At 30.9% G+C, this 13622-nt stretch carries 12 protein-coding genes, 2 tRNA genes and 1 riboswitch; of the genes, 2 read left to right on the plus strand and 12 right to left on the minus strand.

Annotated features, from left to right (window positions below):
• Positions 1–16: 16 nt before the first annotated feature.
• The 11 genes from KTC92_RS04430 to KTC92_RS04480 form a co-directional block, all read right to left on the minus strand.
• On the minus strand, positions 17–3283 hold the full coding sequence (locus KTC92_RS04430; RefSeq protein WP_375294765.1) for an SNF2 helicase associated domain-containing protein: 3267 nt from the start codon (positions 3281–3283) through the stop codon (positions 17–19).
• Positions 3284–3480: 197 nt separating this feature from the next.
• Entirely contained in the window at positions 3481–3684 is a 204-nt protein-coding gene (locus KTC92_RS04435) for a cold-shock protein (protein WP_216303566.1), read from the minus strand.
• A gap of 217 nt (positions 3685–3901) precedes the next feature.
• Positions 3902–3976: transfer RNA gene (locus tag KTC92_RS04440), tRNA-Gln, on the minus strand.
• 17 nt (positions 3977–3993) lie between these two features.
• A tRNA-Glu gene (locus KTC92_RS04445) sits at positions 3994–4068 on the minus strand.
• 156 nt (positions 4069–4224) lie between these two features.
• Positions 4225–4407, minus strand: a complete 183-nt coding sequence (locus tag KTC92_RS04450) for an alpha/beta-type small acid-soluble spore protein (protein ID WP_216303567.1) — start codon at positions 4405–4407, stop codon at positions 4225–4227.
• A gap of 168 nt (positions 4408–4575) precedes the next feature.
• Complete coding sequence (locus KTC92_RS04455; RefSeq protein ID WP_216303568.1) at positions 4576–6333, minus strand: DEAD/DEAH box helicase; 1758 nt, start codon at positions 6331–6333, stop codon at positions 4576–4578.
• Positions 6334–6477: 144 nt separating this feature from the next.
• Positions 6478–7233, minus strand: coding sequence for an ABC transporter ATP-binding protein (locus tag KTC92_RS04460; protein ID WP_216303569.1), 756 nt, complete (start codon positions 7231–7233; stop codon positions 6478–6480).
• The gene (locus KTC92_RS04465) at positions 7214–8221 is read right to left on the minus strand and encodes an ABC transporter substrate-binding protein (protein ID WP_258280759.1); all 1008 of its coding nucleotides are present in this window, start codon (positions 8219–8221) and stop codon (positions 7214–7216) included. The genes KTC92_RS04460 and KTC92_RS04465 overlap by 20 nt, the downstream gene beginning before the upstream one ends.
• 36 nt (positions 8222–8257) lie before the next feature.
• A complete protein-coding gene (locus tag KTC92_RS04470) occupies positions 8258–9034 on the minus strand; it encodes an ABC transporter permease (protein WP_216303571.1) in 777 nt (258 codons plus the stop codon).
• Positions 9006–9296, minus strand: coding sequence for a thiamine-binding protein (locus tag KTC92_RS04475; protein ID WP_216303572.1), 291 nt, complete (start codon positions 9294–9296; stop codon positions 9006–9008). Before KTC92_RS04475 ends, KTC92_RS04470 begins: the two co-directional genes overlap by 29 nt.
• A gap of 112 nt (positions 9297–9408) precedes the next feature.
• A riboswitch (TPP riboswitch) is annotated at positions 9409–9518 on the minus strand.
• Between the two features lie 87 nt (positions 9519–9605).
• Positions 9606–9905, minus strand: a complete 300-nt coding sequence (locus tag KTC92_RS04480) for a hypothetical protein (protein ID WP_216303573.1) — start codon at positions 9903–9905, stop codon at positions 9606–9608.
• Between the two features lie 134 nt (positions 9906–10039).
• On the opposite strand from KTC92_RS04480, the gene KTC92_RS04485 reads away from it, so the two are divergent.
• Complete coding sequence (locus tag KTC92_RS04485) at positions 10040–11050, plus strand: patatin-like phospholipase family protein (protein ID WP_216303574.1); 1011 nt, start codon at positions 10040–10042, stop codon at positions 11048–11050.
• A gap of 231 nt (positions 11051–11281) precedes the next feature.
• Positions 11282–12142 (plus strand): sugar nucleotide-binding protein, encoded by an 861-nt coding sequence (locus KTC92_RS04490; protein ID WP_220286801.1) that lies wholly within the window; start codon positions 11282–11284, stop codon positions 12140–12142.
• A gap of 126 nt (positions 12143–12268) precedes the next feature.
• On the opposite strand, the gene argH is transcribed toward KTC92_RS04490, so the two are convergent.
• A complete protein-coding gene (gene argH, locus KTC92_RS04495; protein ID WP_220286800.1) occupies positions 12269–13582 on the minus strand; it encodes an argininosuccinate lyase in 1314 nt (437 codons plus the stop codon).
• Between the last annotated feature and the right edge of the window lie 40 nt (positions 13583–13622).

The following is a 13622-nucleotide window of genomic DNA, read 5'->3' on the forward strand; positions in this document are numbered from 1 at the left end:
CTGCGGAGCTGCATTATTAAACAAATAGATCTTCAATTTCATTTTGGCTCATCTGAGAAAGAAATAATTCTGCTCCTGTTTCATCATTAATAACGCTTTCAACAATTTCTTTTTTCTTTTGTTGCAACTTAAATATTTTTTCTTCTATAGTCCCTCTTGCTATTAATTTTATCACCTCTACTGTCTTCTTTTGCCCAATTCTATGAGCCCTATCTGTAGCTTGAGACTCCACAGCCGGGTTCCACCAAGGGTCAAAGTGTATTACCATATCTGCACCTGTAAGGTTTATACCCGTACCCCCAGCTTTAAGAGAAATTAAAAATACCTGTGTGTCTCCTTCATTGAAGGTTTTTACCATTTCTACTCTTTTTTCTGCCTTAGTAGAGCCATCTAAATACATGTACTTTATCTCTTTAGGATCTAACCTCTTAGAAATGTTTTTAAGCACCCTAGTAAATTGAGAAAATATTAATATTCTATGACCTTCTTCTAAGCTATTTCCTAAAATTTCATCTAGAGCTTCCATTTTACCGCTACCCCCAACATAGTCCTCTATAAAAGTAGAAGGGTCGCAACATATCTGTCTTAGCCTTGTTAAAATTGACAGTACTTTAAACTTGCTTTTATTAAACCCTTTCGCCTTAATATCTTCTTCTAGTTCTCCCTTTGCATCCTTTAAATAGGCTAAATACACCTTTTTCTGCTGCTCCGTCATTTCTACTGAAATTCTATGTTCTATTTTAGAAGGCAAATCTTTTGCAACCTCTAATTTAGTCCTTCTAAGTATAAATGGTTTTACATGATTATTTAGTTCTTGTAGCGCTTCATGACTTCCATCCTTCACAATTGGCGCTTCGTATTTTTTTGAAAAAGCACTATGATTTAAAAGATAACCTGGCATTATAAAGTCAAAAATTGACCAAAGCTCCGTAAGAGAATTCTCAATAGGCGTTCCTGTAAGTGCGAATTTACTTATAGCATTTATACTTTTCACAGAATGTGCATTTTGCGAATTAAAATTCTTAATATACTGTGCCTCATCTAAGAAACAATATCTAAATTTTATCTTTTGATAGTCCTCAAGGTCTCGCCGTATAAGTGCATATGATGTAATAATCACATCAGTCTCATCAATGCTTTGTTTTTGTTGCACTCTTTGACTTTTATTTCCGGATATTACTATACAATTTAGTGATGGTGCAAATTTTTCTATTTCATCCTTCCAATTGTATACAACCGACGTAGGGCATACTACCAGGGATGGTTGCTTATTTTCATTTTCCTGCACTTCTGATTGAATAAATGCTATAGCCTCAAGTGTTTTACCCAGCCCCATTTCATCCGCTAGTATCCCTCCAAATCCACAACTTGCAAGCGTTTTTAACCACTTAAACCCCACCTTTTGATAATCTCTCATTATACTATCTAAGGTTTTAGGAACTATTACTTTCAATTCTCTAATATCCTTAACAGTATTAACTAGGTCTCTAAATTTTTTATTTGTATTCACAAAATCCATTTGTTCTCGTTTTAATTTTTCTTCTATATATATGGCATTATATTTTGAAAGTAGAATTTTATTCTTCGCAATATCGCTATCCTTTATATTTAGATACTCTATCATTTGAGCAACTTTTAATAAATTATTTGAATCTAATAAAACAAAACTGCCGTTTTTAAGCCTATGATACTTTCTTTTTTCTCTTAAAGCTGAGAAAACATTACTGAGTTCAGTATTATCTACCCCCTCAATGCTAAAGCTGAATTCTAAAAGATTATCCTTATTAAGCTTTATATTCGACTTATATCCAGCATTTCCGTGCACCTTAATCTTCTTGAATTCTTCAGAATAATATACCTCCGCCACTTGCTGAAGCTTTTCCAGTCCTGAAACTAAAAACTCTAGAAGCTTTGCTTCATCTCGAATATCAAACCCCTTATTTGTACTAACAAAACCAAATTCAAGAAATTGATTTATGATACCCATTTCCTTCTCTATGTCTCTTATAAGTACTCTTCCCTCTTGTGCTTTGTTTTCTTTACTATTAAAAGGATTTATCTCAACCTCTCCATACTTGAAAGTTATGAACACCTCTACATTTTTAGACTTTTTTTCAAAATGAACAACCGCCTTAAGCTCTTCTATATAAAATTCTTTTTCTAATGATGTGTCTATGGCAACTCTATCACTTATCTTGTTTAAAGTTGGAAGTACAAATGATGCTACATCATCTTTCTCTTGTTCATAAAATTCTATGCAATTATTATTTTCCTCTTTAAATCTATTATAAAAAGGTAAATATGCGTCCCTTTGAGCAATAGGTGGCTGATATATTTCACCTTTATAGAAAAAGAATTCCCCATCATTGCTTATTGCAATAGGCATATCTTCTTTTTGCTGAAGTATAAATTTACTATCTTCTCTATTGATTTCGAATTCTAAGGGCATGGCTTTCTGCCTTATGTGTACATTAGTAAACGTTCCGCCTTTTATTACCACAGTTAGATCCCTATTGTATAAGCATTTAAATAACCTTTTAACCATGCTATCTGTAAAATAAGCTTTTTTACCAGACAGAAATTTCACTGTATTTCCCTTATATGTATTTGCAGCCCCAGCCACCGCTTCAAGTTCACTCGCTTCTTTAAAAAGTTCTATGATATTTAAATCACCTTCTTTAAATGAGTGCAAATAGGGATTGTATGTAAATTTTTTCCCAAACTCCATAGACTCAAAACTTTTATTATAGCAAATAAAAAATTCTTTTATGTTTTTAACTACGTATTGCTTATCCTCTCCAACCTTTAGACTCACAAAAGATTTTCGGTTATCACTATTAGGATCATGCTCATATTTTACATCTACATTTAGATATGATTTTATCCTTTGATCACCATTTATACTTTTAGTTATTTGTTTAATTAAACTATTTGTTTTAGCCATTCTTTTTGCTTTAATAATTTCGTCTTTCTCATAAAAATACTTTAATAATGTAGCCACTACATGCTTGCACATGCTCACCTCTCCATAATAACTATAACAATCATTACATTGACAATGATAACTTATAAAAGAATTACTATTATTAAAACTTGTGTCTACTTTATACCGAGTGAAATTTGTTGACTCCACATCTGAAGTTATCTTAGTTTCCCTGTAATCTTCCCGCTTCTTTATTTCTATATCAATATGCTTAACCTTATTACTTAAATAATACTCTGTTCCACTTTTATAAGAATCTTTATCACTGTGTTCTCGTATAATCTCTTCATTAATAGCAATCAAAAGTTTCACCCCATCGAGTTTTTTCTATTTTTATATATTATAAATTCCAGAATGTGTTACCATTATAAACTATACGCACGCCCATATTTTTCAACCAAATAAATTCAAAATACATTGTAAAAAAGCACACTCAAAGGATTAAATGAGCGTGCCGGAATTTTTCCATTTATATTGTTTAATAATAACGAATATTTTTACATTTTTTGAACATTAATAGCTTGAGGGCCTTTAGGTGCATCTACAACATCAAATTGCACTTCTTCTCCCTCATGTAAATCCTTTCTTGGCCCTTGTTCTTTTATTGCTAAATGATGAACAAATACATCTTCACCCTCTTGAGCGGATATAAATCCATATCCTCTTTCAACATCATACCACTTTACTATACCTGTTTTCATATATTTCCCTCCTTGTCCTTCTCTGAAGTACAAAACAATTCAAAGTTTAAATATAGTATTAACTATAAATGTCTAACTAATACTTTTTATTATGCCTAACTTCTTCATCTAACAATATAATTATTAATAATATTTCAAGGAAAAAATATACAAAAAAATAACCCCAGCAAAATAAACATTATGCTAGAATTATTTATATTCATTATGATAATATATTTGGCTGAGATGGCAGGATTTGAACCTGCGGATGCCAGAGTCAGAGTCTAGTGCCTTACCGCTTGGCTACATCCCAATAAAAAAAAGTGTTAATGGTGACTCCTAGGGGAATTGAACCCCTGATCCCACCGTGAGAGGGTGGTGTCTTAACCGCTTGACCAAGGAGCCTTATTAGTAATTAACACTACGAGATCTAGTATACTTCATTATGTAGTATAAGTCAACTATATATAAAAAATAAATTTCCAATTAATTATTTATGTGAATATGCCTTAATAAAAGATAGGGTATACAGTTTTGCTGCACACCCTATCTAATTTTAACTTATAAGTTTTTTTCGTATTGTTCTACCATTAATTTAACCATTTGTCCACCAACTGAACCACATTGTCTTGATGTTAAATCTCCATTATAGTCCGTAAAGTTTACTCCTAATTGATTTGCTGTTTCCATTTTGAATTTGTTTAATCCTGCTTTTGCTTCTGGTACTAAACTCCTGTATGACATACTATGTGCCTCCTTTAAGTTGATTTTTTGTTATATTAATATAATGTACATATTTAATATATTTTATAACAGCGTTTTGATGGGCACAAAGGTAAAAAAAGTATAGCAAGCAATAGCTATACTTTTAAATATTATTTTCTATAAGAATCATCTATGTTATCATTTGTTTTATATACTTTTCAAAATTTTATTAATATCTTCACTGACTTTTATTCTATTCTCATATACCCATTGTTCATCAAAATTTAATTTAAAAACTTTTGAGAAGGAATAATAAATATTTATTTTTTGGTAGTAAAGCTCTAATTCATAAAGATTCTCTAATAGACGCTGTGGTTTTGAGATAATCTCTCTTTTAGTTATAAACAATTCATCTACATATTTTAAAAATGCATTCATCATCTTATCATTAGATACATCAAAAGGAATTTTCAGTAGTCTCCATTGAATTCTTTCTTCCAATTTATAACTCCTTAAATTATCTAATACCACCAAATACTCGCTTATATCCATTTTTCTATAAAAAGGTGTTTTTTCTTCTTTTGTACTCCATAACGCTAATTTCTCTCTAAGAGAAAGCGAACTGATTTTTAATATAGCTTCACTTGGGCCTATTACTCCTTTTTCTATAGTTGCATCCCTTGTATCTAAACTTTCTCTTATAAAATCTTGAGAATCGCCATAAGATGCTACATATCCAACCTCATATATCCCTTTTCTACCTGCCCTTCCCGCGATCTGTTTCACTTCTTGAGAAGTTAAATACCTTATCTCATTACCATCAAATTTTTTAATATCCATAAATATTATTCTTTTTATAGGAAGATTAACTCCCATACCTATTGCATCAGTAGATATTAAAATTGTGCTTTCCTTGTTAATAAACTGATTGTACTGTTTTTTTCTAACTTCTGGCGGTAAATCTCCATAGATTAAACTTACTTTTATACCTAGGTTTGAGTAATGATAAGCTAGTTCTAATACTTTCTTCTTCGAAAATGTAACAAGCGCATCACCCACCTCAATACTTTTATATACAAAAGATTTATTTTCCATTACAAGAGGGGTATCCCTTTTATACTCTATAATCTCGTACTCCTCAGAGCAATCCTCTATTATTTTTATTAGCAATTCTTTCGCATTCGTAGCCCCGCAAATGTGTATCTCTTTACTTTTTAATCCTAAAACAGCTCTTGTCCAGGCAGCTCCCCTCTGGTCATTATCTATCATTTGAATTTCGTCTATAATACCAACTTCATATTCCTCATTTATATTTAATTTTTCTATAGTACAACATACATGAGCTGCATCTTCAATGATTATTTCTTCTTCTCCAGTTGCAAGATTACATTTTACACCTTCTCTATTTAATCTTTCAAAATTCTCAAGTGCTAATATTCTTAAGGGAGAAAGGTAAATTCCTTTTGTTGCCTCTTTAAGCCGCATCATTGCATTATATGTTTTCCCAGTATTAGTTTCACCTAAATGGAGATAAAATTTTCTTTTAAATTTTCTTGATCCCTCATATTCATTTTTAGGATTAGTTGGAAACACGCGTTCAAACTCACTAGATATAATCTCAGGAATATGCTCCGTTATTAACACACTTATAATTCCTGATTTTAAATAGCTTTCACCCTTGTCCTTTAAAATGTTCTCAAAATTAAAATCTGTATTATTTTTCTTGTTATAGTCCTCAACAAGCCTTATTGATATATATTTAAGTAATGCTGAATAATTTTCATGAACCCTTTTATAGTCTTTAAAATTTTCTTTCTTAAACTCATTTAATTCCTTTAGTTTCTTTCTTACAGCAGCTTCATGTTCCCATAGTACATTTGACTTAGTATGCTTTACTATTTCTTCAATCTGAGCAAATTGACTTTTTATTTTTTTAAAATTCCTTTCTATAGCTCCTTGTTTCATTTTGTTTCCTCCAATATTGACTTTTTATTTATTTCCATGTGGCTTATTGTTCTATTTTCTCACAACTATAAATTTATCATACATTTTTCAATCTCAATATAAATGAAACACCCAACTTAAATGCTTTTAAGCTGGGTGTTTTCCTTATAATGTCTGTAAAATGATTTTCTTTATTTCATTGAATTTTTCTGATGTAACAATATCCTTATTTCTGTTTTTAGGTAAATCAACGATTATTTCTTTTTTTATAGTTGCCGGTTTATCTGATAATACATATATTCTATCAGATAAGAATACTGCTTCTTCAATATCATGAGTTATAAATATTATGGTAACTTTTAGCTCTTTAATTACGTCTATTAGCCAATAGTGCATCTTTGCCCTAGTAATTGCATCAAGTGCACCAAAAGGCTCATCTAACAGCATAATATCAGATGATGACATATATGTTCTAAGCAATGCAGCTCTCTGCCTCATACCTCCTGAAAGTTGAAAAGGATATTTATATTCGAAGCCTTCAAGCCCAAATGTTTTAAAATGACTAAGCGCCTGAGCCCTTGCCTCTTTTTTAGATTTTCCTTTTATAATAAGAGACAGTGTAGTATTATCCACAATGTTTTTCCATGGAAGTAGCAGGTCCTTTTGATGCATATAACTTACTTTTTCAAAAGTATCGCAGCATTTTTCTCCGTCAAATATAATTTCACCCGAATCTTTACGCAAAAGGCCTGATATAATATTAAAAATTGTACTTTTACCACTGCCACTTGGTCCTAGTAAACTTATAAACTCATTCTCTCTTGCATAAAAAGAAACATCCTTTATTATATTCATACTTCCAAAAGTTTTTTTAATATTTTCTACTCTTAATTTTTCATTACTAGTTCGGTAAGTACTCATTAGTAAATGCCTCACTCGCCTTCATATCTTTTCCTAGAAGCTTTTTATCTAAAAGAAATTTGGTGTAATTATTCCAAACCGATTCTTTCATTACGCCCCATTTTTCAGCTTCAGCTTTATATTGATCCTTTAAATATTTTTGACTTGCGACGGCAAGAGCTTCATCTGTCTCCGGTGCATTTTTCAGTAAAACCTTAGCACTTTCCTCAGGTTTCTCCATGCTGTATTCATATCCTTTTGTAACTGCTTTTAAAAATTTCTTTGCCATTTCAGGATCCGCTTTTAATTTGTTCTCATTGGCTATAATTACCGGAGTATAATAATCTAAATCTTTATTTAATTTTCCAATATCAATATAGTCAATAGGAATATTTTTAAGCTTCGCTTCTATTCCTGTCCATCCATAAAATACCCATTCAATATCAATATTTTTCTTAGTTACAGCAAAGAAATCCTCTGATCCTGCATCTACCATCTTTAGTTTTGAAAAATCCGCATTATCTTTTTCCATAACCGCCTTTAAAATTGCATTTTCAGAAGGCGACCCCCATCCGCCATAGGTTTTTCCTTCAAAATCCTTAGGAGATTTAATATTTTTTTCCTTAGGCGATGCAAACCCGGAAGTATTATGCTGAATAATAGTGGCTATAGCTTTTATTGGAAGTGGATCTTTAGCAGTTCTAGCATAAGTTACATCTTCTTGATAGCTTACGCCAAAATCTCCTTTGCCCGCTGCAATTAAACTTGCAGTACTTCCCTGCGCTGGTTGAATAATTTCCACGTCAAGTCCTTCTTCTTTAAAATATCCATTATCTTTCGCTACATATAATCCAGTATGATTAGTGTTTGGTATCCAATCTAAAATAACAGTAACCTTTTTTAAAGTTTCTTCCTTCTTTACATCTTCTTTTTTTGCAGCACAACCCACAAATAAAACCGTAGTCATTGAAACTGTTAATAATAATGAAATTACTTTCTTTAGCATGATTTTACCTCCAAATAAAATAATATGTCCTATTTAAATTTAGTCATTGTTATCTGCTTTATTTCTAGTCCAAGGAGTAAAAAAATATTGTAATAAATTCAAGAGTCCAAATAGTCCCATGCTTAATATTACAATAATTATAATCACTGCAAAAACTTTATCAAGTGCATATGAATTTTTAGCTCTAATCATATATACCCCAAGCCCCTTATCTCCTCCAAGCCATTCTCCAATAACTGCCCCCATAATACTATAGGTTGCTGCTATTCTAAGGCCCGAAAAAAAATTTACAGTAGAGGATGGCAGCTTCACCATGGTGAAAATTTGAAACTTACTAGCTCCCATAGTCTTTAAAAGGTTTACCATATCCGCGTCTACTGATTCTAATCCATCAATCAAACTAACAACTATAGGGAAAAAGCACACTAACACTACTACAATAATCTTAGGCAATATTCCAAAACCAAACCATATTATGAAAAGTGGTGCTAGCGCAATAATTGGAACAGTTTGAGATACTACTAAAATTGGATATATGCATTTTTTAATGATTTTCACATTATCCATTAAGATGGCTAAAATTAACGCAATCAAAATTGATATTGCGAATCCAATCAAGGCTTCATATAAAGTCGCATAAATATGCTTAGTAATGCTTGGAACTATATTCACCAAGGTACTAATAATATCTTTTGGCGAAGGCAATATGTATTGCGGAACCTTCCATTTGTCTACAGCTATCTGCCATATAAAAAGAATTATTAATTGAAAAACTATAGGAATAAGTTTATTTTCTATACTTATATGTTTTTTCATTCATAGTCACGCCTTCAGCTTTATAATCGATTTTCACTATAGAAACAACCCTACTTGCTCCATGAACTACACAAATTTCCTGGGCCTTTTTTACTATATCTAAAAGCTCATCCATTTCACCTTCCATAGTGGTTTCCATTGGTCCTACCTCATATTTCACTCCACTAGATTGAATATATTCTATAACCTTATCTACTACTGGGTAAATTTTTTCTTCCGCAACCACTGGTATAACTTGAAGACTCACATTTACAACTGACATTTCAATTCCCCCTTATAATATTGTTAAAGTAAAATAAACCCTTTGCTCATTTTTAAGCGAAGGGTTCTATAATCGAATAACTTTGCACCATTTATATATTCTTATTTTAACCTAAATGCAAATTATATTTTCCCTCCGCTGGCATTATCCAATTCAGGTTATAAGGGTCGAAACTTAACTGTTTCCTCTCAGACAAAAATATTGACTCCCCTAGTTTTTAATATTAAATTACTTTACACGTATATACTACCTAAAAATTCTTATAATGTCAAACCATAAAAAACGCATCTTTTATTCAGTGCGTTTTTCTTAACAATCCATATTATCTTCAAACTTTTTAATATTTTCCTTTAGTTCATCTATTTGTTTTTGTAAATCCTTATTATCGCCCTTAGAATTACTGTTTCCATTATCTCCAGATTGATTGCCATCCTGCGATTCAAGATTTTGAGACTGAGCTGCAATTATCAAAATACTCTGCGCCAAACCCGTTAAAAAATTACCTATTACATTTTGTTGATTAACATTAAGTTTTCCAGCAATTATAATCCCTATTACTGTTGCTAATGTGGCTAATTGACAAGGCGTGAATTCTTCTAACTTTTTCATACATTGCCTCTTTTATAAAATGGTTGTAATATATTATATTCTTTTAACAAAAAAAAGTGTAACTAATATTATTTTTTAAATATATGACATGAAGATATTTTTATTCATATATTACTCATAAAGGGGTGATATATATGAATATATACAACAATAGAAGATTTGCAGATATTGTGTTTGAAGGTGGCGGAGTTAAGGGCATCGGTCTTGTAGGTGCCTTAAAAACATTTGAGGATAATGGATATCAATGGAAAAATATTTCAGGAAACTCTGCCGGATCTATTATAGCTGCACTAGTTGCGGTAGGCTACCCAGCTGACGAGATAAAAAAATTAATGCTAAATCTAGACTACACAAAATTTGCTGATAAAAGTCATTTTAATATGCCTATATTCTCTGATGCTTACAATCTACTTTTTAAAAAAGGCATTTATAAAGGTGACTATATAAAAAATTGGATTGACGAAGTTCTATCGCATAAACTTAAGCTTACAAATAGGAAAAAAATAACCTTTGGAGATTTGATTATTCCAGGAGAAAAGGGTATTCTTTTAAATAATAATAAGTATAAAAGAAAATACAAACTGCATATTATAGCAACTGATATTAGCTGTGGAAAGATGCTAATACTACCAGAGGATATTGCGGGATACGGGATAAATCCTGATGAACTTGAAGTAAGTTTGGCAATAAGAATGAGCATATCTATCCCCTATTTTTTTCACCCTGTAAACTTATATAATATAAAGACTAATAAAAAGTCTCTCATTGTTGATGGTGGTGTTTTAAGCAATTATCCAGTTTGGATTTTTGATGTGAATGGTGTTCCTCTCTGGCCAACCATCGGTTTTAAACTCGGAGGGAACAAAGAAATACGAGAACATAAAATCACAAATATCTTAAATTTTACTAGCTCAATTATTGAGACTATGTTAGAAGCACAAGATGATATTCATATAAGCGAAATGGATTTCTTGCGTACTGTAAAAATCGATACCCTTGATATTAAAACCACAGATTTTAATATTGGGAATAAAAAAATTATGGAGTTATATAATTCTGGTGAAGTTTGCGCAAAAGAATTTCTTAAAAATTGGGAAGATAATTATAAAAAGCATAGAATCTTTAGAAGTAATTCTTTTAAATAATAATCGTTGCTAAAAACACTAAATCTTTTTATTCATATATACACCATCTTACATTTATTTATTGAACAATACTAAGAATCTAAAAGTGCACTAAGCTTAATAATTATTATTATTATTATTATTATTATTAAGCTTAGGTGTTTTTTTCTTAGTTCACAAATTTAGTCACAGTTCAAATAATGTGATATTATAATATTAAGAAAAAAAAAGAAAAAAAATGAGGTGAGTTCAATGAAAAAAGTATTATTAACCGGCTCTAATGGTTTCTTAGCATCAAGATATTACACATATTATAAAGATAAATACGAAATAATCCCATTAGGACATGCAGAGTTAGATATAACAGACGAGAGTAAAGCCTTAGAAATTATACAGAAATTCAAACCTGATTACGTGATACATACCGCTGCTATTGCTGATACAGGTTTGTGTGAACGAAACCCAGAACTATCTTATGAAATAAATGTAAAAGGTTCAATTAACATTGCTAAAGCCTGTAGTTTAACAAAATCTAAATTAATATATTTAAGTTCTGAACAAATTTTTAATGGCAATTTCGAATCAGGACCATATAATGAAAATCACATTCCAACTCCAAATACCATTTATGGGAAACATAAACTTGAAGCTGAAAACGAATTAAAAGGAATTATTGATGAACTATGGATTTTAAGACTTACTTGGTTATTTGGATTTCCAGAAAAAAATTGCAGGGTAAATTCTAATATACTATGGAATGTTGTATCTTCTATTTTAAAGTATAAAAAAATGAAATTACCCTCAAATGAATTTAGAGGAATGACCTATGTTTATGATATAATAGCAAATTTTGATAAGATTTTTACTCTTCCATACGGAACTTATCACACTGGAAGCGAAAATAACTTAAGCACTTATGATATAGCTTTGCTCATATTAAAAGAAATTGGCTTAAATCATAAAGCAGGTAATTATTTAGAAAAAGATACCGAAAAATACAAAGAACATCCAAGGGACTTACGAATAAGTAATAGCAAATTGAAGAATTATGATATTGTTATGCCTAAAACTGAAGATGGCATTAAAAAGTGCCTTAAAGATTTCAACTATTAATTGTCTACTAAAGTAGCTTTATCTACTAAAGTAGCATTATCTACTAAAAAGCACGTAACAGGTGGGGATTTACCTGTTACGTGCCTTATATTTAAAGGGGGTATTCTGCCACCTCTAAGGCGGCCTTTACATTTCTTTTTTTATACCGCGGCTTAAAGTCTTTTCATAATCTATAAATTCATACACATCATTTTGAAATAAATCGCTAAAACTTTTAAGTTCTTCTAAACTTAAATCTTCTATAGCCTTATGTTTTTTTTCACAATTTATAACTATAGCGCCTATAACACCATGAGCATCTCTAAAGGCTGCCCCTTTGCTTACAAGATAATCTGCAGCTTCCGTAGCATTTAGAAAACCTCTTTTAACTGCGTTATACATATTATCTTTTTTAATTTTTAAAGTACTTAACATTTCATTCATAACCTTTAAGCATTTTAAAACTGTGTCAACTGCATCAAAGAAAGGTTCTTTATCTTCTTGCATATCTTTATTATAGGCAAGTGGTATTCCTTTCATAGTGGTAAGCAGACTCATTAAATCTCCATATACTCTTCCAGTTTTCCCTCTTATTAATTCTGCTGCATCTGGATTTCTTTTCTGTGGCATTATACTACTGCCCGTGGAGAATTCATCGCTAATTTCAATGAAATTAAATTCTTTAGTACTCCATAAAATGAACTCCTCACTTAATCTACTAAGATGCATCATTATTATAGAAAAATCGGATAAAAGTTCTAATAAATAATCTCTATCACTTACTCCATCCATAAAATTATCTGTAGGTTTTTTAAACCCTAGCTCGCTTGTTGTAAACTTCCTGTCTGTATCATATGTTGTTCCCGCTAGTGCACAGCATCCAAGAGGATTTTCATCCATAATCTCTGTAGCGCTTATAATCCTTTTCTTATCGCGACGAAACATATTAAAGTACGCCATAATGTGCTGTTTAAATGTCACTACTTGTGCTCTTTGCATATGTGTATACCCTGGCATTATAACCGCATTATCATTCCCAACTTTTTCAATAGTGTTTAAAATAACATCTAAGTTATCAATAACATCCAATGCTTTGTATTTTGAATATAATCTCATATCTACTGCAACCTGATCATTTCGACTTCTAGCTGTATGGAGTTTTTTACCTACATCCCCTACAAGTTTTGTAAGCTGTATTTCCATAAAACTGTGAATATCTTCATAATCACCTTCAATTTTAAGTTTGCCTTCTTGAATATCTGAAAGAATAGAATTCAGACCATTAACTATAGTCACACTTTCCTCATTTGTTAAAATACTACATTTAGCAAGCATTTTAACATGGGCTATGCTACCCATAATATCTTCATAATATAATCTTTTATCAAAGCTTAGAGAACTATTAAAGTCCTCCATAAGCTTGCTTTCTTTTTCCTTAAATCTTCCACCCCAAAGTTTCATATATATCACCCGCTCTTCCTTCATAAATTTTATAATTTTT

The organism is Clostridium sp. CM027, assembly GCF_024730565.1.
Taxonomy (GTDB): domain Bacteria; phylum Bacillota; class Clostridia; order Clostridiales; family Clostridiaceae; genus Clostridium_AD; species Clostridium_AD estertheticum_B.

Excerpts from the sequence above, each read along its gene's own strand:
- KTC92_RS04480 (WP_216303573.1), bottom strand. The coding sequence starts at position 9,905 with ATGAAAAAGTTAGAAGAATTCACGCCTTGTCAATTAGCCACATTAGCA.
- KTC92_RS04435 (WP_216303566.1), bottom strand. The coding sequence starts at position 3,684 with ATGAAAACAGGTATAGTAAAGTGGTATGATGTTGAAAGAGGATATGGA.
- argH (WP_220286800.1), bottom strand. The coding sequence starts at position 13,582 with ATGAAACTTTGGGGTGGAAGATTTAAGGAAAAAGAAAGCAAGCTTATG.
- KTC92_RS04460 (WP_216303569.1), bottom strand. The coding sequence starts at position 7,233 with ATGAGTACTTACCGAACTAGTAATGAAAAATTAAGAGTAGAAAATATT.
- KTC92_RS04470 (WP_216303571.1), bottom strand. The coding sequence starts at position 9,034 with ATGAAAAAACATATAAGTATAGAAAATAAACTTATTCCTATAGTTTTT.
- KTC92_RS04485 (WP_216303574.1), top strand. The coding sequence starts at position 10,040 with ATGAATATATACAACAATAGAAGATTTGCAGATATTGTGTTTGAAGGT.
- KTC92_RS04490 (WP_220286801.1), top strand. The coding sequence starts at position 11,282 with ATGAAAAAAGTATTATTAACCGGCTCTAATGGTTTCTTAGCATCAAGA.
- KTC92_RS04455 (WP_216303568.1), bottom strand. The coding sequence starts at position 6,333 with ATGAAACAAGGAGCTATAGAAAGGAATTTTAAAAAAATAAAAAGTCAA.
- KTC92_RS04450 (WP_216303567.1), bottom strand. The coding sequence starts at position 4,407 with ATGTCATACAGGAGTTTAGTACCAGAAGCAAAAGCAGGATTAAACAAA.
- KTC92_RS04475 (WP_216303572.1), bottom strand. The coding sequence starts at position 9,296 with ATGTCAGTTGTAAATGTGAGTCTTCAAGTTATACCAGTGGTTGCGGAA.